This is a genomic window from Pseudomonas sp. GM41(2012), from assembly GCF_000282315.2.
GTDB lineage: Bacteria > Pseudomonadota > Gammaproteobacteria > Pseudomonadales > Pseudomonadaceae > Aquipseudomonas.
In genome coordinates this window covers 1-20,690 of record NZ_AKJN02000001.1, presented here as the reverse complement: position 1 = coordinate 20,690, position 20,690 = coordinate 1, and the positions used below count along the sequence as shown (strand labels likewise).

The 20,690-nt window shown below is 58.4% G+C and carries 14 protein-coding genes; 11 read left to right on the top strand and 3 right to left on the bottom strand.

Translation table 11 applies throughout. The features are described 5' to 3' along the window. Nucleotides 1-60: 60 nt before the first annotated feature. The gene (locus PMI27_RS28905) at nucleotides 61-1,026 is read right to left on the bottom strand and encodes a LysR substrate-binding domain-containing protein (protein ID WP_238545872.1); all 966 of its coding nucleotides are present in this window, start codon (nucleotides 1,024-1,026) and stop codon (nucleotides 61-63) included. A 110-nt stretch (nucleotides 1,027-1,136) separates the two neighbouring features. Between PMI27_RS28905 and PMI27_RS28910 the strand changes: the two genes are divergently transcribed. The 3 genes from PMI27_RS28910 (at nucleotide 1,137) to PMI27_RS28920 (ending at nucleotide 3,081) form a co-directional block, all read left to right on the top strand. Next, on the top strand, nucleotides 1,137-1,775 hold the full coding sequence (locus PMI27_RS28910; RefSeq protein WP_008157367.1) for an FMN-dependent NADH-azoreductase: 639 nt from the start codon (nucleotides 1,137-1,139) through the stop codon (nucleotides 1,773-1,775). Further along, nucleotides 1,776-2,081: a DMT family transporter gene (locus PMI27_RS28915; protein WP_008157366.1), complete on the top strand. Its 306-nt coding sequence runs from the start codon at nucleotides 1,776-1,778 to the stop codon at nucleotides 2,079-2,081. It abuts the gene before it with no gap. Nucleotides 2,082-2,190: 109 nt separating this feature from the next. Beyond that, complete coding sequence (locus PMI27_RS28920; protein WP_008157364.1) at nucleotides 2,191-3,081, top strand: esterase/lipase family protein; 891 nt, start codon at nucleotides 2,191-2,193, stop codon at nucleotides 3,079-3,081. A 132-nt stretch (nucleotides 3,082-3,213) separates the two neighbouring features. On the opposite strand, the gene PMI27_RS28925 is transcribed toward PMI27_RS28920, so the two are convergent. After that, nucleotides 3,214-4,089: a DMT family transporter gene (locus tag PMI27_RS28925; RefSeq protein WP_008157363.1), complete on the bottom strand. Its 876-nt coding sequence runs from the start codon at nucleotides 4,087-4,089 to the stop codon at nucleotides 3,214-3,216. Between the two features lie 96 nt (nucleotides 4,090-4,185). Here PMI27_RS28925 and PMI27_RS28930 point away from each other — a divergent pair, with 96 nt between their 5' ends. The 4 genes from PMI27_RS28930 to PMI27_RS28945 all read left to right on the top strand — a co-directional run bounded on the left by PMI27_RS28930 (nucleotide 4,186) and on the right by PMI27_RS28945 (nucleotide 11,241). Then, nucleotides 4,186-4,968, top strand: a complete 783-nt coding sequence (locus PMI27_RS28930) for an AraC family transcriptional regulator (RefSeq protein ID WP_033052947.1) — start codon at nucleotides 4,186-4,188, stop codon at nucleotides 4,966-4,968. Nucleotides 4,969-5,175: 207 nt separating this feature from the next. Next, nucleotides 5,176-9,600, top strand: coding sequence for a dermonecrotic toxin domain-containing protein (locus PMI27_RS28935; RefSeq protein WP_008157359.1), 4,425 nt, complete (start codon nucleotides 5,176-5,178; stop codon nucleotides 9,598-9,600). Between the two features lie 85 nt (nucleotides 9,601-9,685). Continuing rightward, nucleotides 9,686-9,991: a PsiF family protein gene (locus PMI27_RS28940; RefSeq protein ID WP_008157356.1), complete on the top strand. Its 306-nt coding sequence runs from the start codon at nucleotides 9,686-9,688 to the stop codon at nucleotides 9,989-9,991. Nucleotides 9,992-10,227: 236 nt separating this feature from the next. Then, the gene (locus PMI27_RS28945) at nucleotides 10,228-11,241 is read left to right on the top strand and encodes an AI-2E family transporter (protein WP_008157354.1); all 1,014 of its coding nucleotides are present in this window, start codon (nucleotides 10,228-10,230) and stop codon (nucleotides 11,239-11,241) included. Between the two features lie 125 nt (nucleotides 11,242-11,366). Here the strand turns inward: PMI27_RS28945 and PMI27_RS28950 are convergent, their stop codons facing one another. Continuing rightward, on the bottom strand, nucleotides 11,367-12,641 hold the full coding sequence (locus tag PMI27_RS28950; protein ID WP_008157352.1) for an Hsp70 family protein: 1,275 nt from the start codon (nucleotides 12,639-12,641) through the stop codon (nucleotides 11,367-11,369). A gap of 297 nt (nucleotides 12,642-12,938) precedes the next feature. Here PMI27_RS28950 and PMI27_RS28955 point away from each other — a divergent pair, with 297 nt between their 5' ends. The 4 genes from PMI27_RS28955 to PMI27_RS0228970 all read left to right on the top strand — a co-directional run. Beyond that, complete coding sequence (locus PMI27_RS28955) at nucleotides 12,939-13,886, top strand: DnaJ C-terminal domain-containing protein (protein WP_008157350.1); 948 nt, start codon at nucleotides 12,939-12,941, stop codon at nucleotides 13,884-13,886. A gap of 23 nt (nucleotides 13,887-13,909) precedes the next feature. After that, nucleotides 13,910-14,215, top strand: a complete 306-nt coding sequence (locus tag PMI27_RS28960) for a chaperone modulator CbpM (RefSeq protein WP_008157348.1) — start codon at nucleotides 13,910-13,912, stop codon at nucleotides 14,213-14,215. Between the two features lie 433 nt (nucleotides 14,216-14,648). Beyond that, nucleotides 14,649-19,448 carry an NEL-type E3 ubiquitin ligase domain-containing protein gene (locus PMI27_RS28965; RefSeq protein ID WP_160171622.1) on the top strand — a complete coding sequence of 1,600 codons (4,800 nt, stop codon included), beginning with the start codon at nucleotides 14,649-14,651 and terminating at the stop codon, nucleotides 19,446-19,448. A 372-nt stretch (nucleotides 19,449-19,820) separates the two neighbouring features. Then, on the top strand, nucleotides 19,821-20,690 hold an 870-nt coding region (locus PMI27_RS0228970), incomplete at its 3' end, for a dermonecrotic toxin domain-containing protein (RefSeq protein WP_338011328.1).

Below are 20,690 nucleotides of genomic sequence, written 5' to 3'. Positions count from 1 at the left end.
CTCGAGCCCGACACGAAACCTGTAGGAGCATGGCTTGCCCGCGATGGCGATTAACAGGCATTACAAATCTTTCAGAATGTCCGCCAAGTCATCCGCAGCTGCCGAAGGCTGCGATCTTGGCAATAGACCAGACAATCGAGCTTCTTCCTGCAGCCACGCAAAAAACGCCCGCACCGGCGGATGCCGTTCGCGCCCCGGCACGCACAGTGCCGCGTAACCGGCACCATCGACCTGAACCTCACCCTTGTAAGCCACCAGCAAACCACTGGCCACGCTCTCGGACACCAGAATATTGCTCGCCAGCACCAGGCCTTGCCCGGCAATCGCCGCTTGCAGGGCGTAATGCTCTTCGTCGTACTCACGGACCGCTGGCTTCCCCGCAAGCCACTTATCGCCGGACTGCGCGCACCAGGCTTCCCAGCCGTGGGCGTACAGTTTGGAGTTGTGCCAGCGCACGCTGATCAGCGTCGGCGCTTGTCTGGCGGCCAGGGCGACTTGCTCGGGCGAGCCATAGACGCCGAAGGATTCGTCGAACAGACACAGGCCATAAAGGTTCGGGTAGTCATCGAGGCTGTAGCGAACCACCAGATCGACGCTGGCGTCCTGATGCAGATCGATGACTTCGCAATGGGTATCGAGTCGCAGGCTGATGTTCGGGTGCCGGGCGTAGAACCGGCCCAGCCGGGGTACCAGCCACAATGCAGCGAAAGCGGCGGTGGTGGAGATCGTCAGGCTCGCGCCGCTGCGTTGCGGGCGCAAGGTTTCGACACTTTGCGCCACTTCCAGCAAGGCACTGTGCAAGCTGTGGAACAGCCGTTCACCGCAGTCCGTCAGGCGAACTTGCCGTGGCAACCGCTCGAACAGCGGCACGCCGAGCCAGGACTCCAGCGAACGAATCTGATGGGAAACCGCCGTCGGCGTCACCGAGAGTTCTTCGGCGGCTGCCTTGAAGCTCAGCAGGCGCGAGGCGGATTCAAAGGCGCGCAGGGCGGTCAGCGGCAGCGAGGCAAACATTGAAAGCTCCATGGATGAAATCAATTCATCCAGACTGATTTTTGCTCATTTGAAGAGGGGCGGCTGCGCGCTTCAAGCTGCAAGCCACAAGCAGTTTGAGTTTAGTCCTTCAGGAGATTCAGATGAGCACAATTCTTGCCGTGCATGCCAGTCCCCGTGGCGACCGCTCTCATTCCCGGCGTTTGGCCGAGGTGTTTCTTTCCGCCTGGCAAGCGGCCAATCCGCAGTCGCACCTGACCCGTCGCGAAGTCGGTCGGGCGTTGATTCCGCCGGTCAACGAGGCTTTTGTGGCCGCCGCGTTTTACCCCGAACCCGATGCGCGACCGCTGTCGATGCAGGCCGACCTGGCGTTCAGCGATGAACTGGTGGGCGAGTTACTTGGTCACGATTTGTTGGTGATTTCCACGCCGATGCACAACTTCAGCGTGCCCAGCGGCCTCAAGGCCTGGATCGATCAGATTGTGCGGTTGGGACTGACCTTCAATCACACCCTGGACAATGGCGTCGCTCAATACGAGCCGCTGGTGCAGGGCAAAAAGGCGTTGATCGTCACCAGTCGCGGCGGTTTCGGTTTCGGGCCGGGTGGAGAACTTGAGGCGATGAACCATGCCGATCCGTTGTTGCGAACGGCATTGGGGTTCATCGGCATTACCGACATCACGGTCGTGGCTGCCGAAGGCGAAGAGTCCGAGGCACGCACCTTCCAGATCTCCGCCGCCGAGGCCGAGCAGCGTTTGCGGGCGCTGGCCAGGGAGTTCTAGATGGCCTGGCTGTTTTTGCTGATCGCCGCCGGCTTCGAAGTCACCTTTGCCATGGGCATGAAGTACGCCGAGGGCTTCACCCGGCTCTGGCCGTCGATGATCACCGTGGTGGCCGCGGTGGGCGGGATCTACTTCCTGACCCTGGCCATGCGCGAGTTACCGGTGAGCATCGCTTACCCGATCTGGACCGCCATCGGCTCACTGGGCACGGTGTTTCTCGGGTTTGCGTTGCTCGGTGAAAGCCTGACGGCGGTTAAACTGGTGTCGGTCGGATTGATTGTTGCGGGGGTGGTGGGGCTGAAGTAGGGCGGGATGTCATAGACTGGTCGTCGAGTTGTCATCTTCGATGCCGATGCTTGGCTGATGTCTTGCCTTCAGCCTTGCGTCACCTCACCGATCACAAGGATGTTCGCCCATGTCGCAAGGTTCCGCCACGCGTTACCCGTTGGTGCTGGTCCCGGGAATGCTCGGGTTTATCCGTCTGCTGATCTATCCGTATTGGTACGGGATCATTTCTGCGCTGCGCCGGGGTGGCGCAACGGTGATCGCGGTGCAGGTCTCGCCCATCAACTCCTGCGAAGTGCGCGGCGAGCAACTGCTGGCGCGGATCGAGGAAATCCTGCGGGAAACCGGGGCAGAGAAAGTCAACCTGATCGGCCACAGCCAAGGGGCGCTGACCGCTCGCTATGCCGCGGCCAAACGCCCGGACCGGGTCGCCTCGGTCACCTCGGTGGCAGGACCCAATCACGGCTCGGAGCTGGCGGATTACCTGCACAAACACTATCCGGGAGACAGCGCCAAGGGGCGTTTGCTCAGCGTTTTGCTGCGTTGGATCAGTGCGCTGATGAGCCTGCTGGAAACCGGTTATCACGGGCCGAAATTGCCGGTTGATATCCATGCCGCCCATCATTCACTGACGACGGAAGGCGTGGCGCTGTTTAACCAGCGTTATCCACAGGGCTTGCCTGAAGCCTGGGGCGGGCATGGGCCGGAAGAGGTCAACGGCGTGCGGTATTACTCCTGGTCCGGGACCTTGCAGCCGGGCAAGACCGATCGCGGGCGAAACCTGTTTGATGGGACTAACCGCAGTTGTCGCTTGTTTGCCAGAACCTTCGTTCGAGAAATCGGGCATTGCGACGGGATGGTCGGGCGTTACAGCTCGCATCTTGGGACGGTGATTGGGGATGAGTATCCGATGGATCACTTCGACATCGTCAATCAGTCGTTGGGTTTGGTGGGCAAGGGCGCCGAGCCGATCCGATTGTTTGTCGAGCACGCTGCTCGGCTGAAAGCGGCCGGGGTTTAGACCCCTGTGGCGAGGGGGCTTGCCCCCGTTCGGCTGCGCAGCAGTCGTAAAACCGGCCAACTCGGTAAGTCTGAAAGATTGCAGGGGGCCGCTTCGCAGCCCAACGGGGGCAAGCCCCCTCGCCACAAAGGATTAGGCGCGGCCGAGAACGGTGGTCCAGCGCTCCGAAAGAATCACCCCACCCAACGTCAACACCCCGCCCACCAAGTGATACATCGCCAACTGCTCATGCAGCACCACCGCCGCAATCAGCGCAGTAATCAACGGCAGCAGATTGAAAAACAGCGTAGTCCGGCTCGGCCCCAGGCGGATCACGGCCTGCATCCACGCCAATGGCGCAACCATCGAGGCCAGCAGGCAGGCGTAAAGCACCAGCGGAATGTTCTGCAGCGTCGGGCCGATCTTCGGCGACGCGAGGAACAGCGGAAACAGCACCACCACCGCCACCCATATCTGCATGTACAGCAACACCAGCGGCGGCAAACGCAGCTGCCATTTTTTCAGCAGCGTGCTGTAAATCGCGTAGGCCAGGGTGGCGATCAGCATCATCGCGTCACCCAGGTTCACCCCGTGTTCGAGCAGCGCGCCAAGGCTGCCGGACGAGACGACCACCAATACCCCCGCGAACGACAGCACCGCACCGGCCAGTGCGCCGATGGTCAGTCGCTGGCCGAGGCTAATGATCGCCATGGCCAGCGACATCAGTGGCATCAGCGACAGGATGATGCCCATGTTGGTGGCCGAGGTCAGGCTCGCCGCGAAGTACGCCAGGCTTTGATAGACCGCCATGCCGAGCACGCCGAGGATGAAAATTTTGCCCAGGTTCGGGCGGATCGCTGGCCAATGGGCGATCACCGGTTTGAGCATGAAAGGTGTGAACAGCAGTCCGGCAAGCAGCCAGCGGTAAAAGCCGATCTCGGCGGGGAAGATCGCCCCGGCCGACATCTTGGTGATCACGGTATTGCCGGCCCAAATGAAAATGGCCAGCAGGGGATAAGCGTATTGCATCAGAGAAAACCAGAACGTTAATGAGGGGTGATTATCGCCTGTCTGGATGCAAGCCTATACTTCGAACCAGACAACCTGCCCCTGATGACGGACAGCATGAACAGTAAACACATCGATCTGCTCGACTTCAGCGAACTGCCTGCCCCGGTCTACTTCCGTTATGCCGACTTTGATGCGCATCGTTATGCCTCGGCGCACCGTCATCCATGGGGCACGCTGGAGTATTCGGCCCACGGCGTATTGCACATGGAAATCGGCGGCAGCCGCTTCATGTCACCGCCGCAATACGCGGTGTGGGTGCCGCCGCAGACCGAACACAGCTTCTATAGCCATCAGCCGATCAACTATCGCGCGGTCTGCCTGGCTCCGCCGATGTGCCAGGACCTGCCGCAACAGGCCTGCACCCTGGCCATCAGCGACATCCTTAAAGCGATCCTCAAAGACTTCGCCACCCGGGATGTGAAGATTCCCGAGCACGAAGCCGACAAACGTCTCGCTCAGGTGTTGGTGGATCAGTTGCAGCGGGCGCCGGTGCATGAGTGTTATTTGCCCTACGCCAGCAGCCCCGGCTTGCTCGGGATATTGGAAGCGTTGCAGGCCGAACCCGGTGATAACCGGCCCTTGGCGCAATGGGCCGCGCAAATCCATGTCAGCGAACGCACCCTGGCGCGGCGGTTCGTGCGTGAATTGGGCATGAGCTTTGGCGAGTGGCGGCAGCGGTTGCGGTTTCTGGCGGCGATCGAAGCGCTGGACAGCCAGCGCAGCATTCAGGAGATCGCCTTCGATATGGGTTACAGCACCGGCTCTGCGTTTATCGCGATGTTTCAACGGCAGGCGGAGTGCACGCCGGAACAGTATCGGCGACACAGGGGAGGTTGATGCTCCTGAGAGGTATTTTTTCTTGGGGATTACTGAATGAAAGTTAAGTTAAATATTGCAGTGTCGTATGTTTGCAGGGCGGTTTAATTAACAGCTGTTTTTTGCGAAGCCTCTTACAGGTTTTGTCGGAAATACACTCAATAAGATGTCTACGCCTCGCTGTATGCTCCTGTATGCATTTATTAACTTGCTTTGGAGTCATCAATCATGGGGCATTCAGTTCTAGTTCGCGGACCGTCTGTATTAATTACGCAAGAAACAAGTATTCATCATGAGTTTATCAAAGAGGCTCTGCCCGCATGGGTGGCGGATGCCTCGTTGGAAAGAGTGCAGGCGCTGAAATTAGGGCTTTCCGGTATCCCTCGATGGAGTAAAGAGGCGACTTCGGCATTGCACTCAAGTTTGAAAAAAACGATGGTGGCGAGTTGGAAAGCCCAAAATGATGTCGACCGAATGCTCGGTGAATTACAGGATGTTTACGCGTTTGCCGAACCCTTGCTACAACAGGCATTGAAAAAACAATACGGAATCGACGTCGATGTCAGAAGCACTTATTTGAAGTTGTTCTCGCCGGCAAAGTTGTCCCCGTGGGCGCATAACATTACGGGCGGTGTCAGTTCTCGAACCGTCTCCATGCTCGATGCGGCGTTGCACAACTTTGCACACAATGAAGTCCTTCTCCCTGACTCGCAGTTTATTTCCAGACCTGACGAGCTGGGTCGCTTTGAAATACTGGACATCCGAAACAAGATATCTATCGAGCAGTTCAAGGCAGTGTGTCGAGTGCTGGATGTTGGCGCTCAATACAAGGAACACCTCGAAAGTTTTTTGCGTCCCACCGATGGCCTGGCGCAGTGGGTGGTGCAGCACAACGTCATCAAAAGTCAGCAATATGCGCTGAGCGCTGCCACAGATTTGGCCTTGATGCGAAAAGATATCTCCGCCAACGGCTATCAGCTGGTGAAGGGCATACTCGAAGGGGTTAAAGGCCTGAAACTGGATGGTATTCCGGTTCGTTATTATCACCTGACGATGCTCGACACCCGACTGCACGGCATTGTGCTGATCACCGGTGATCTGGACGTACCCGGTGCAGGGAGGCGACTCATTGCCTATGTGCCGAACGACCCCGAGCATCCGTTGAAAGAGTATGCGTCGCTGAGCGAGTTCATGCTCGAACTCACCCGCCAGTTACGCGATGCGGGCCAGTCGCCCGCTCGTGAAGGCCTCCCCAACAGGCGCAGTTATCAGCAGTTCTTCAGCCGCTTTGTCGCCCATCAGCAACGCGGGCATTTCTTTGCCGAGCTTAACAGTCAACTTGTCGAGATCACCCGGCATGAAAAGGAATGGGGCGGGGACCAGCCTGTCTGGCGAGAAACTGCAGTGGACAACCCGCGCCTTCGTTTTGGGACCCTGAAGTTCGAAGAGGATACCGAAACCCGTTTCAATGGCGACCTGTGGGTTTATCTCTACCGGGTCCAGCAAAACAAAATCCTCAACGACGCACGGGAGATGGTGATTTCCACCGCCGATGCCGATCGCATGGAGCGTTGGGCCTGGTTCGACAATCTGGAGAAGATGCTGTCCGACGTTCTCAATGCCGCATTATTGGTCGTGACGCCGTTCGTGCCTTTTCTGGGCGAGGCGATGATGGCTTACATGGTTTATCAACTAGTCAGTGAAGTGGTCGAAGGCGTCGTTGACCTGGCCGAAGGTGTTTATCTAGAAGGGGCCGAGCACCTGATCGGCTTCGTTGAAAGTTTGATCCAGTTGGGCACGTTCGCCGCTGGGATGAAGCTCGGATCGGAGGTGGTGCTACCCAAGCTTTCTTCGTTCATCGAAGGGAGCAAGCCGGTCACCCTGGCCAACGGCGACAAGCGTCTATGGGGACAGAACCTCGAGGCCTACCAGCGCGATCTTATGCTGTCCGCCGATTCAAAACCCGACGATCAATGGCTGCATCGGCATGAAGGCAAGCCGATCCTCAATCTCGATACGCGCTACTTCGAACTCGACAAAGACCCCCAGACTGGCAAGCACCGGGTGCAGCATCCAGCCCGGCCGGACGCGTATCAACCGGTGGTCGAGAGTAATGGAGAAGGCGCCTTCGTGATTGAAGGTGAGCAGCCCCATTTGTGGGATGACGATACGTTGATGGCGCGACTCGGTCAGCCAATGAAAGGGTTGGCGGACGCATACGGTGACATTCGAACGGTCAGTCGCAGCGACGCCAACGCGATCCGCCGGATGTATGTCGACAAGGAGCGCGCTTTACCCTTGCTGAGCGATACCGTGACGCGCTTCCGGATCGACCACGATATTCAGACATTTATTGAGCAGATTGGCAGTGATCATCCGCAGGACTATTTAAAAGCCGACCCCGCCTTTCAGTTTCGGTTGCTCGATGGCGTATGGCCCGGTCGGGCAATTGAACTGGTCGGTGCTGACGGTCAGGTCCTTGGGATGATCGGCCGTGCCGACACGTCACCTGTGCGGATACGAACGGATCGCTTGATCGACGGTGATTTGCTTAAAACGCTGTTAGCCCATCTTGATCAAGCTGAAACAAAAACACTGATGAGCGACGAGTTCGGCGCACCGGTATTGGCCGTCGATGTGAACGCGCGACAGCTGAGGCTTGAACTGGCGAAACTTGCCAAAAACAAGCGTACAGGGTTGTTCGAGGCGCGCTACCGTCAGCTTGAAAATGCCCGAAGTGCGAAGAGTGCCTCGGTGCGGAATATCCAGGACCGAATGCCGGATTTGCCGGGCACCGTAGCGCAAGAGTTGCTGGCGATCGCCACCCGCCAGGAGTTGCAGGATATCGCACGAGGGGAACTGTCCGACCGGTTGGAAAACCTTGCACGCTGGGCCCTTCGGGACGTTCGAAGTGCCCGCGCTTATGAAGGGCTGCATCTGGATTCAGTCGACAATCCTGATACCCGCAGGTTGGCCTTGCACTCGCTGGAAGAACTGCCCGGCTGGAATCCTGAGGTGCGAATCGACATTCACCGGTTCGAGTTCGGAGGCGCGTTGCTGGACAGCATCGGCAAGGAGGATGCCACCATTCGACGCACCATCGTCGAACGTGAAGACCTGACCTTCCAGGCCTATGACGATGAAGGCGACGCCTTGAATGCCGGATCGGACTTTTATACATCGATCCTGCAGGCACTACCGGACACCGAGCGTAATGCCCTGAACATTCACATCGGGCAAGGACGGCAACTGAAAGAGGCGATTCGTAACCGGGCATTGAAACCTTATCGGTTCCTGAAAGTCCTTTCAGACCTTCCCGCGCTTGACCCGCTCACTTTCGATCCGCAGGTAATGCGCCTGCGTGGCGGCGCTCCGACCGGCGAAGGTGAGGCGGTCACGTTGCAGACGATTGGGGATCTTTATCCGGAGCTTGTTGCAGGCGCGTTTCACCCTTCCGTCTCGTCCTCCGCAAGATATGACTACCTGCGCGGCTTGAAGCTGATGAACGACACGTTTCCTGACGAGTACTTTCATTCGCTTTGGCAGGCGTTGTATGACGCCAACGCCGCCGCGGATGCACAAGCCAATGCAAACGTCGTACAGAGCATCGAAGCGTTGCCGGATCTGGAAAAGTTGATGCTGGACGAGCAGTTCACACCATTGATTGAGCAGATGTTCACCAGGGATGGCCTGATCCCGCTGCCCGAATCCGAGCGCAACCTGGCCATGAATGCCCGAAATCTGGAGCGCACCGGACGGACCGACGAGTATCAGGCGCTGTTGCGTTCAGTCCGGGAAAACGCTGTAACGCCAAGCCCTGAATTGGCCGATTTGCAAAGCTATGGCGAGCTGCTGGACAGTAATGTCGTGACGTCCGACGAACCGATTGAGGTTTCGCCGCCAATCATGGAGAACCTGAAAATGGCACAACGTGCAATCTGCCGCACCAAGGAGCTTATCCCCCTGTCCGGCAATCAATTGCCGAGCATGTGGGAGAAGGGCGGTTCGGCGATTGCGAAGATCAAGGGGCTTAGGGAGCTGAACCTGGAGGAAGGCGGGTTCACCGCAAAACTGACCGTCGCTGAAGCGGCTCGTAAAGCCATAGAAATCAAGGGCGGCAATTGCTCGGAAAACTCGAAAGTGACGTTTTCGATCCTCGCCAGCCAGCCCCGGACGTCGAGCATTCACATTGTCAAAGCCACGGACTTCGATCATCAATATGTGGTCATTGGCGACTTGGGCAATCCCGGGACTCTGGTCGTCGCCGATTCCTGGCCGGAGTTCCCCGCGGCGCATCTGGCCAGCCAGGGCTACTTCGAGTTCGAAATGCCGCCGGTGGAGACACTGGCGCCCGGTCCTGCCGTCACCGAATACAACTTTATCAATGAGGCGCCACCAGGCCCGGCGACGTTGCCTGTCGTTTCCGAACCGAACACGTTCAGGCAGATAAAAATGAACAAGCTGTACACGTCCGGGGCGTACGCCCAATGGACGTCATTAAAAGAGTTAGGCCAAACCTACAGCGTGAAGGACGGCACTCCGGTCTCATTCGAGCGATTGCCTGCCTCGGTCATTGAGAATCGGGTTGAGGCTTATAACAACTACTTGAAAGCGTTCGAAGACATCCTGCGTGCGCAGGAGGATTCTGAATAATCGCTGGCGGATGAAGCTGTAACAGGTCTTGTCTACACTACCCTTGAGGTCGCGCCGCTCGGCGCGACAACAAGGAGAAAACTCCATGAAGATGTTGCGTGTCCCTTTTTTGATGATCGGTTTGCTGTTTTGCGCCCAGGGCTTTGCCGCCACCGAGCAACAGAACAAGATGACCACCTGCAATGCCGACGCTACCGCGAAAAGCCTCAAGGGAGATGAGCGCAAAGCCTTCATGAGCACGTGCCTGAAAGCAGCGCCGGCTGCCAATGACGCAAAAACCCTTACCCCTCAGCAAGAGAAGATGAAAACCTGCAACGCCGATGCCGCCACCAAAGCCCTCAAGGGCGATGCGCGCAAAGCCTTCATGAGTGATTGTCTGAAGAAAAAATAATCATTGGGCCGCAATAGGTGGGAGCGGTGAGGACCTCATCGCGAGCAGGCTCGCTCCCACAATGGATCTGTGTACGCAGGACAAATGTGGGAGCGAGCCTGCTCGCGAAGGGGCCGAGAAGGGCACTGCAAAAAGCCACCACCGCCCCCACTAAGGTCGACCTACACAATCCCTAGTGCTGGCATCGGAACGCTGGCAGACTGCCAATCCTTTTACGCCGTTCGTTTTGAGGCTGTATGCCAACGTTTTCTCAACGCCAAGTCTTGCAACTCATCAGTTGGGTCATCATTTTCGGTGGTTTGTTGCTGGTGATCCCGCTGCGATTACTGCCGAGTTTGCTGGCCGGCCTGCTGGTGTTCGAACTGGTCAACATGCTCACCCCACAATTGCAGCGCCTGATCGAAGGGCGGCGTGCGCGCTGGCTGGCGGTGGCGTTGTTGGGAACGCTAGTGGTCAGTGTGTTGACGCTGATCTTTGCCGGTGCCTTCAGCTTTCTGCTGCATGAAGCGGAAAACCCCGGCGCTTCTCTCGACAAATTCATGGGCGTGGTTGATCGGGCGCGCGGGCAACTGCCGCCGTTCATCGACGCCTATCTGCCCGCCAGCGCCGCCGAGTTCCGCGTGGCGATTGGCGAGTGGGTGAGCAAGCACCTCAGCGACTTGCAGCTGGTGGGCAAGGACGCGGCGCACATGTTTGTGACGCTGCTGATCGGCATGGTGCTGGGGGCGATCATTGCCTTGCAGCGCGTGCCGGACGTGACCAAGCGCAAGCCGTTGGCCGCCGCGCTGTTCGACCGCTTGCACCTGCTGGTCCAGGCGTTTCGCAACATCGTGTTCGCCCAGATCAAGATTTCCCTGCTCAACACCTTCTTCACCGGGATTTTCCTGGCGGTGGTCCTGCCGATGTTCGGGATCAAGCTGCCGCTGACCAAAACCCTGATCGTGCTGACCTTCCTGCTCGGCCTGCTGCCGGTGATCGGCAACCTGATGTCGAACACCCTGATCACCATCGTCGGTCTGTCGCTGTCGATCTGGGTGGCCGTGGCGGCGCTGGGTTACCTGATTTTTATCCACAAGCTCGAATACTTTCTCAACGCGCGCATCGTTGGCGGGCAGATCAGTGCCAAGTCGTGGGAGTTGCTGCTGGCAATGCTGGTGTTCGAGGCCGCGTTCGGCCTGCCGGGGGTGGTGGCGGGGCCGATTTATTACGCGTACCTGAAGAGTGAGTTGAAGCAGGTGGGGATGGTTTGATCCGAGAGATGTATTGCCTGAGCTGACGCCATCGCTAGCAGGCTAGCTCCCACACTGGTTTTGTGAAGACCACAGATCCAATGTGGGAGCTAGCCTGCTAGCGATAAGGGCGCCGCGGTTTCGGATCAGTCCATCGGCCCGTAACGTTTCGCTGCCTCGATCGCCAAGCCGCTGCCGATGCTGCCGAAGATGTTCCCTTCCACGTGCCGCGCGTTCGGCAACATCGCCGAGACGCTGTTGCGCAGTGCCGGAATCCCGCTCGAACCGCCGGTGAAGAACACCGTATCGACCTGATCGACTCGCACATTGGCGTCGTTCAACAGCTGGGTCACGCTGTTACGCACGCGCTCCAGCAAGTTGTCGATAGCCGATTCGAACAGTGCCCGGCTCAGTTCCACGCTCAAACCCGGTTCGATGCGGTCCAGTGGCACATGGCGGCTGTCGGCGTGGGTCAGCTGGATCTTGGTTTCTTCCACTTCCATCGCCAGCCAGTGGCCGGCGCGCTGGTCGATCAGCTTGAACAGGCGATCGATGCCGTTGGTGTCTTCGATGTCGTAACGCATGCTGCCCAGCGACAGGGTCGACTTTTGCGAGTACACCGAGTTGATGGTGTGCCAGGTCGCCAGGTTCATGTGGTGGCTGGTCGGCATGTAAGCGCCGCTCTTCATCCGGCTGCCATAGCCGAACAGCGGCATCAGGCCCTGCAAGCTCAGCTGCTTGTCGAAATCGGTCCCGCCGATGTGCACGCCGCCGGTGGCGAGGATGTCATCGTGACGGTTGTCGTGGGTACGGCGTTCAGGGGACAGGCGCACCAGCGAGAAGTCTGACGTACCACCGCCGATGTCGACGATCAGCACCAGCTCTTCTTTTTCGATGGTCGATTCATAGTCGAAGGCCGCCGCAATCGGTTCGTACTGGAACGACACGTCCTTGAACCCGATGGCGCGGGCCACGTCCACCAGCGTGTTCTCGGCTTCCTGGTCGGCCAATTCATCGTCATCGACGAAGAACACCGGACGACCGAGCACCACTTCATCGAACTCGCGACCGGCGGCGGTTTCGGCGCGCTTCTTCAGTTGGCCGATAAACAGTCCAAGCAAATCCTTGAACGGCATTGCCGTGCCGAGGACGCTGGTGTCGTGCTTGATCAGTTTGGAGCCCAGCAGGCTCTTGAGCGAGCGCATCAGCCGGCCTTCATAGCCTTCCAGGTACTCGTGCAGCGCGAGACGGCCGTAGACAGGGCGGCGTTCTTCCATGTTGAAGAAGACCACCGAAGGCAGGGTGATCTTGTCGTCCTCCAGCGCGATCAGCGTTTCCATGCCGGGGCGCAGCCAGCCGACGGTGGAGTTGGACGTGCCGAAGTCGATACCACAGGCACGGGCTGGAGATGCGTTTTTCATGTCTTTCAAGTTCCGGTTAAAAAACGGCCGCGCAGTGTATGTCAGTGCGGCGCAGATTCGAAGGCCGACTATCCGCTAAATCTCAGCCAATAACGCCTTGATAAGCTGGCGGGATGCCCCAAACTTGTCTGCATTGAGCCTGGCAGCCATCGGACGGTCGCAAGAACCGTCCTCCGCTGCCGATAAACTTCTGATGCGCTACCCGGTCACAACCTTGAGATCGGTCAACCTCGCGGCTGCCAATAAGCGCATGCTGCCGGTGGTGGCGCGATATCGATAACGGATGGTGATCCTTAGATGGACTTCAAAGACTATTACAAGATTCTCGGTGTGGAACCGACCGCGGACGATAAGGCGATCAAGGCCGCCTATCGCAAGCTGGCGCGTAAATACCACCCGGACGTCAGCAAGGAAAAGGACGCCGAGTCCAAATTCAAAGATGCCTCGGAAGCCTATGAAGCGCTGAAAAGCGCCGACAAGCGCGCCGAGTACGACGACTTGCGCAAATACGGCCAGCACGGCCAACCGTTCCAGGGCCCGCCGGGTTGGCAGGGGCGTGGTGCAGGTGGTTTCGGTGGTGGTCAGGATACGGGCGATTTTTCGGACTTCTTCAGTTCGATCTTCGGCAACCGTGGCCCTGGTTTTGGTGGTGGACAGTCGGGCCGCAGCGCCGGACGTCGAGGGCAAGACGTGGAAATGGAACTCGGGATTTTTCTGGAAGAAACCCTCTCGAACGAATCGAAGAAGGTCACCTTCCAGGTGCCGCAATACAACGCTGCCGGGCAGCATGTCAGCAACACCAGCAAAAGCCTGAACGTGAAGATCCCGGCCGGCGTGGCCGACGGCGAGCGCATTCGCCTCAAGGGCCAGGGTGCACCGGGCACGGGTGGCGGGGCGAATGGCGACTTGTTCCTGATCATTCGCTTTGCGCCGCACCCCAAGTTCGACGTCGAAGGCGAGAACCTGATCATTACCTTGCCGCTGGCTCCGTGGGAATTGGCATTAGGTACTGAGGTGGCAGTGCCTACACTGACAGGCAGGATCAACCTCAAGATCCCGGCCGGCAGCCAGAACGGCCAGCGCATGCGCGCCAAGGGGCATGGGTTGTTGAACAAGGCCGGTCATCGCGGTTATTTGTTTGTACAGCTCAAGGCCGTCATGCCTAAAACCTCGGACGACGAGGTCAAGGCGCTGTGGCAGGAACTGGCGAAAAAAGCGGCTTTCAACCCCAGAGAAAACTTCTGATCCAAGAGACGGAGTAGCCCATCATGAGCAACCCCCTGATCGTTCAACTGGACATGGCAGAATTCTGTGAGGCGACCGACCTGTCGGACGTCTACGTGATCGAAATCGTCGAGCACGGCATCCTCGAACCTCAGGGCGAGCAGCCCAAGGATTGGCGTTTCAACGATTATGAGTTGGCGCTGGCCAAACGTGCGGCCAAGCTGCGGCACGATCTGGAGCTGGAATGGGAAGGCGTCGCCCTGGCGCTGGACCTGCTGGAAGAGGTTCAGCAACTGCGGGCCGAAAACCGCATGCTCAAGCAGCGGTTGGCTCGGTTGGTGATCGAGTAGTTCAACATCAAAAAGATCGCAGCCTGCGGATTTGCGTATGGCTTCGACTACGGTTGAATCAAAACCCTGATCGACTTCCTCGAAACAACCCCGGATGCAAATGTATTCAGGTCTTTCTTGCGATTAATGCTCTGCGGGTTGATGTATCGGCAAGGTGTGGTGTTATTTATATATATTCATCTCTTTAATAGTCGAATGATTGTGCAGTGCTGCGCCGATTTCTCAGCAGATTTTTAGTCTTTTGTTTTATTGAACGGGACTTAAGCTGAGGGCTTATCGGGTTGTTTTGGATTGTCAGGATATGGATGAGTTACAGGATGTTAATGAAGTTTCAAGTTCGCCAGTATTACCGGCGCAAAACAACGGTGTTCATTATGAGCGTATTGTTCAGGCACTTCCTCCAGCCATAAAATCGACACCGCCGGTCAGGTTGTTGCTCACCGGCACTGCTGTCTCGACGCCGGGCTGGTACTCGAGTGCGTCAGAGCTCGATCGGCAATACCTCAAGGAATTGATCGACAAACGCTGGTTGTTGCAGCGGCTGGTGGAAGCGCCGCTGCAAGACTTGCAACAGGACATCAAGGCGTTTGCCAAACCGTTGCTCTCGTTGTTGATGAGTTCGAACTTCAACAGCCATGACGACGTCAGCCAGCTGACCCTGAGGCTGTATGTGCCGGACCGGATCCTCTTCGGTATCGATCGCGGTGCCAGCCATTTTCGCGAGTCCACCCTCCTGGACGCCGCGTTGCATAACTTCGAAGAGCCGGAAACCGCCGTCGATTATTTCCGCAGCGGTTCCGGTGTGTTCCGCCACAATCTGCGGGGAGAGCTGTCGCCGGTACCGTCGATGAGGGTCAATAGAATCGCCACGCTGTGTCGTGAGCTGGACATCGGCGGGCAGTATCAAACCCATCTGAAAGCCCAGCTGCTGCCGGCCGATGCGCAGCAAAGGCAAACCCTGGAACGGCACGGGGCGGCCAGTGAGAAGGCGGCATTTGAGCTGGCCTCACTGATGGCCCTGCTGAAAGACGACATCAGTTCGAATGCCTACGGGGTGCTGCGCCAGGTCCGCGAGCATAAAAACGCCATCAGTTTCCACCGTCGGCCGCTGCACCCGCATCGGCTGTCGCTGATGGGCTTCAAGCTGCACGGTGTGGTGTTGTTCAGCGGCGAGGGCGACGCGGACCTGGTCAGGGCGGCGGTGGAGGCCCTGGCGCCTGACGCGCGGGCTTCCTGGCTCGACTGGTCGGGCATGTTGTCGCTGATGGCACCGGGCAACGACATGGACAAGTTCAAATTGCTGCAGGCGTTTTTTGCCAATGGTCCCGCCGGGATCAGCGAAGAGATGCTGCGCCAGCAGGACATCTATAAACAAAGCCGCTTGAGCGGTCCGGTGATTGCCTATGTGCCGGACGACCCGCTGCACCCGTTGAAAGAGTACGCCTCGCTGGCGGACTTCATGAAAACGCTGATCAGCCAACTGCGCGAGCCGGACTACCAGGCATTCTTCAGTCGCTTCGTGGCACAGAAGGACCAGGGCCGGTTCTTTGCCCGGGTCCGCGAGCGTCTGAGCCAGATCACCTGGCAGCAGCGCGAACCGCTGGACATGGGGCCGTGGTGGCGCGAAACCGCGGTCGAGAATCCGAATGCCGAGCCGATCACCAACCGACTATCGGGTGAGCTGTGGCCGCAGCTGTATCGCCTCAAGCGCGACAAGGCGATCAGCGACGCGCGAGCGATCGCCGTGCCCACCGACGATGAAGACGCCGCCACACGCTGGAAGCGCCTGAGCAGCTACCTGGACATCGGCTGGAACGTGTTCAACTTTGCCGCAATGCTGGTGCCGGGGCTGGGCGAAGCCGTGCTGGCGCTGATGGTGGCGCAGATGACCGAAGAGTTGCTGGAAGGCATCGAAGACTGGAGCCAGGGCGACCGCGACGAGGCGTCGGCGCACATCAACGGGGTCATCATCAACTTTGCGCAACTGGCCTTGATGGCCGCCGGGCACGTATTGCCCAAGGGCGCCCGGGTGCCGGTCACCCCCAGTCCGCTGATCGACCGTCTCAAACCGGTGGCACTGCCCACGGGCAAGAGCCGCCTGTGGAAACCGGACCTGACGTCTTACGAGCACCCGGTGACGCTGCCAGCCGAGGCCAAACCCGATGATCTGGGCTTGTATCAGCACAACGAGCAGCAGTGGCTGCGAATGGAACAAAAGAATTACCAGGTGCGCCAGGACCCGGTGACGGGCGAGCATCGTCTGCAACATCCGACCCGGCCCAACGCTTATCAACCACGGGTTGAGCACAACAATGCCGGCGCCTGGATCCATGACACCGAGCAACCCTTGACCTGGGAGCGTCCGACCTTGTTACGACGCCTTGGCCACCGTGCGGACGCATTAAGCGATAGCGAGCTTGAGCAAGCCCGCAAGATCAGCGGCACCCACGAAGGCCAGTTGCGCAAAATGTATGTCGAGCGCGAGCCCCTGCCACCCTTGCTGGCCGACACCCTCAGCCGTTTCGACGCCTACCGGCAGACCGAAAACGTTCTCTCAAGGATGGAAAGCACTGAGCCGGGAGCCCACACGACGATCGATCACAAAACCGAATTGTTCAATGCTCGTTACGCCAGCCAGCAGGCGTCGGTTGATCCGCGTGTCGAGCTGATCAAAAGCCGTTTCACCGGCCTCCCCACGAACATTGTCGAAGACATGTTGGCGGGTGCTTCCAGCGCCGAGCGCCGACAAATGGCTCAATGGGATTTTGCCGACACACAACAGACCAAGCCTGTTCCTCTGCGCCTGGCCGAGACCCTGCACATTGCACAACGTGAAGTGCGTCTGTCGCGGGCCTATGAGGGGCTGTATCTGGAGGTCGCGTTGACTGCGGATACCGAGACACTGGTTCTGCACACACTGGAAGCATTACCGAACGGATTGAAAAATCTGCGAATTGAAGTGCGCAACGGTTCCTTCAATGGGGAACTGCGGGCCAGCGTCGGCCCGCAGGATGCAACCGAGCGCAAGGTTCTGGTGCGCAACGAAGACGGACGATACGAAGCGCGTGACAGTGACGATAACCATCTGCACGGCGCTGACGATCTGTATGGGGCTCTGCAGCATGCCTTACCGCAGAACCATCGCGTCGCGCTGGGGCTTCCCCATGTGGGGCAGGGCGCAGAATTGGAGCAACTGATCAAGCAGCATGTTCTGTCGCGCGACGGCTTGCGCAAGGCGTTGCGGATGCAGCCGATCAAACCTTTTTTCAAGGCGCCGATGCGCGGCGGCGACGGCACCCTTGGTTACCCTTTGAGTGGTCGTGGGCAGGGCACGAATCTGCTGATGGCGGAGCGCCGTGCGAGGATTCGCCGACTGTATCCTTCCTTTGGCAATGCAGATGTCGAACTGTTTTTGGCAAGGGCGGAGCATGCGCAGGCTCATCCCGCCTATCCGCTGTCAGTCGATGGGTATTTGCTGAACCTTGAGTATGAATTCGACAGTCTGCAACAGGAGGCGAATGCCTGGGTGGATACGCCGGGGACGCATGTCTTGCCCGATGGGAGCGTTGAACCGGTCAACCGGCAGGACAGGCAGCGGGTTGCCGACTTGCTCCGGGGTTGCTGGCAAAGGACCAATTCGCCGCAGCAGGCGATCGGTGGTTCGTACGCCAATGGGGCTCTCAGCCTGACCGGTTTGCATATTGGGGAGCTGCCGGTGTTGACCCGAGCTCTTTTCACTCATGTTTTCTCGATGGACCTCAGCGTCATGGCGCTGGGGGAGGTACCGGCCACTTTTCTCGAGGCGTTCCCGAATTTGCACGAGGTGAGCCTGGCGAGCAATCGGCTGCAAACGCTTCCGGACACGTTGCGGCTGATGCCGCGGCTGCAGGCGCTGAATCTTTCGAGGAACGTCATTTCGTTGAGTCCGGAAGCCATCGCGGCCCTCGAAGGATACCCGGCGCTGCAACAACTGAACCTGAGCTACAACCCGCTGGGGCGGGTTCCGGACTTCCGTCGGATACCAACATTAGGACGAATCAACCTGCGTAACGCTGTATTAGCCGAGTGGCCAGCGGGGCTTGACGGTTTGCGGGAGCTTCAACGCGTCGATCTGCGTGACAATTTCATCAGCCGGGTTCCTGACGAAATCCTCAGTCCCTCGATGGAAAACGCAGGTGCTGCGCGTCGGGTATTCAACAGTGCCGTTCTGGACGGTAACCCGCTCACGCCGGCGGCGCTGGAAGACTATGCCCAGGCCTGGATACGTATTGCATCACCCGAGGTTGGGGTGCCTGTACCCATTGAACCCCGGGCGGCTGCCGGCCTTTTGGCAAACTCCGATGAGCGATTGCAACACTGGTTGCGAGACCTTCCGGCCGGCGAGCGTGCCGCCAGACAAGAGCAGTGGCGTTTGCTTGAGGGGGAAGATACCCACAGTCAGGAGTTCTTCAGGTTATTGGAGAATCTGCGAGAAACAGGTGAGTACAGGAACGCTTACCCTGATCTGCAGGCTCGGGTATGGGCACTGATGGACGCCGCTGGACAGTCCGAGCAATTGCGCACCGAGTTGTTCCGCCTGGCTGGGGATGTGGAAACCTGTGCCGATGGGGCTGCGCTGATTTTCAGTCGCCTGGAGGTCAGGAATCTGGTCAACCACGGCTTGGGCACGCAGGCGATCCCGGAGCTTTCCACACTGGCAAAGGGCTTGTTCAGGCTGGACGAAGTCGAACGGATTGCGCAACAGGATGCGGGCGAGCGGATTCGCAACATTTCGGCCAATCAGGCTTTGACCCTGGCGCAGAAGGTTCAAGAGGTTCTGCTGGTCGACCGAGTCGAGATTCGTCTTGCTTACCGTATCGGACTGAAGGATCGACTGGGTTTGCCAGGGCAGCCGCAGCAGGCCAGATACATTGGCGTGGCTGATGTGACGGCGGCAATGCTGGATGCCGCCGAGCAGCGGGTGTTGGCCCTGGACAATTCGCCCCAGGAGTTTGCGGCGACCACCCAACGTGATTTCTGGCGAGGGTTTCTGAAGCACAAATACGCCGATGAATTTCTGCTGGAGCAAGAGCCGTTGCACGCACGACTCGAAGCGCTGGCGGCAACGGATATGGCAAGTCAGGAATACCTGGTCAAGAGCGCAGAACTGGCCAGAGAGTTCGAAACGGTTGAAGACGCATTTATCAAACGCAAGACACAGATTGAATTGCCCGGTTTGAACGCTGGAGACTAATACCACGCGGTATTGAACACCCCGAAGGTTGCTGCAAACGCAACGTTCGGGGTTTTTTATATTCGCTCGTTGGTGGGGCATAAGTTGTGGGCGTGTGGTGTTATTTATATATGTGTTTATCTTTAATGTTCGAACGGTCTCGCAGCAATTGCGCCAATGGTTCAACCGGTTTTTAGTCTTTTGTTTTATTGGATGGGGCTTAAGCTGAAGACTTCTTTGGTTGTTTTGGATTGTCAGGATATGGATGAGTTACAGGATGTTAATGAAGTTTCAAGTTCGCCAGTATTACCGGCGCAAAACAACGGTGTTCATTATGAGCGTATTGTTCAGGCACTTCCTCCAGCCATAAAATCGACACCGCCGGTCAGGTTGTTGCTCACCGGCACCGCTGTCTCGACGCCGGGCTGGTACTTGAGGGCGTCAGAGCTCGATCGGCAATACCTCAAGGAATTGATCGACAAACGCTGGTTGTTGCAGCGGCTGGTGGACGCGCCGCTGCAAGACTTGCAACAGGACATCAAGGCGTTTGCCAAACCTCTGCTCTCGTTGTTGATGAGTTCGAACTTCAACAGCTATGACGACGTCAGCCAGCTGACCCTGAGACTGTATGTGCCGGACCGGATCCTCTTCGGTATCGATCGCGGTGCCAGCCATCTGCGCGAGTCCACCCTCCTGGACGCCGCGTTGCATAACTTCGAAGAGCCGGAAACCGCCGTCGATTATTTCCGCAGCGGTTCCGGTGTGTTCCGCCACAATCTGCGGGGAGAGCTGTCGCGGGTACCGTCGATGAGGGTCAATAGAATCGCCACGCTGTGTCGTGAGCTGGACATCGGCGGGCAGTATCAAACCCATCTGAAAGCCCATCTGCTGCCGGCTGATGCGCAGAAAAGGCAAACCCTGGAACGGCATGGGGCGGCCAGTGAGAAGGCGGCATTTGAGCTGGCCTCACTGATGGCCCTGTTGAAAGACGACATCAGTTCGAATGCCTACGGGGTGCTGCGCCAGGTCCGCGAGAATACAAGCGGTATCCGTTTTCACCGTCGGCCGCTGCACTCGCATCGGCTGTCGCTGATGGGTTTCAAGCTGCACGGTGTGGTGTTGTTCAGCGCCGAGGGCGACGCAGACCTGGTCAGGGCGGCGGTGGAGGCCCTGGCGCCTGACGCGCGGGCTTCCTGGCTCGACTGGTCGGGCATGTTGTCGCTGATGTCTCCGGGCAACGACATGGACAAGTTCAAATTGCTG

Coding starts and splice junctions, on each gene's coding strand:
- PMI27_RS28905 (WP_238545872.1), bottom strand. CDS start 1,026: ATGGAGCTTTCAATGTTTGCCTCGCTGCCGCTGACCGCCCTGCGCGCC.
- PMI27_RS28910 (WP_008157367.1), top strand. CDS start 1,137: ATGAGCACAATTCTTGCCGTGCATGCCAGTCCCCGTGGCGACCGCTCT.
- PMI27_RS28915 (WP_008157366.1), top strand. CDS start 1,776: ATGGCCTGGCTGTTTTTGCTGATCGCCGCCGGCTTCGAAGTCACCTTT.
- PMI27_RS28920 (WP_008157364.1), top strand. CDS start 2,191: ATGTCGCAAGGTTCCGCCACGCGTTACCCGTTGGTGCTGGTCCCGGGA.
- PMI27_RS28925 (WP_008157363.1), bottom strand. CDS start 4,089: ATGCAATACGCTTATCCCCTGCTGGCCATTTTCATTTGGGCCGGCAAT.
- PMI27_RS28930 (WP_033052947.1), top strand. CDS start 4,186: ATGAACAGTAAACACATCGATCTGCTCGACTTCAGCGAACTGCCTGCC.
- PMI27_RS28935 (WP_008157359.1), top strand. CDS start 5,176: ATGGGGCATTCAGTTCTAGTTCGCGGACCGTCTGTATTAATTACGCAA.
- PMI27_RS28940 (WP_008157356.1), top strand. CDS start 9,686: ATGAAGATGTTGCGTGTCCCTTTTTTGATGATCGGTTTGCTGTTTTGC.
- PMI27_RS28945 (WP_008157354.1), top strand. CDS start 10,228: ATGCCAACGTTTTCTCAACGCCAAGTCTTGCAACTCATCAGTTGGGTC.
- PMI27_RS28950 (WP_008157352.1), bottom strand. CDS start 12,641: ATGAAAAACGCATCTCCAGCCCGTGCCTGTGGTATCGACTTCGGCACG.
- PMI27_RS28955 (WP_008157350.1), top strand. CDS start 12,939: ATGGACTTCAAAGACTATTACAAGATTCTCGGTGTGGAACCGACCGCG.
- PMI27_RS28960 (WP_008157348.1), top strand. CDS start 13,910: ATGAGCAACCCCCTGATCGTTCAACTGGACATGGCAGAATTCTGTGAG.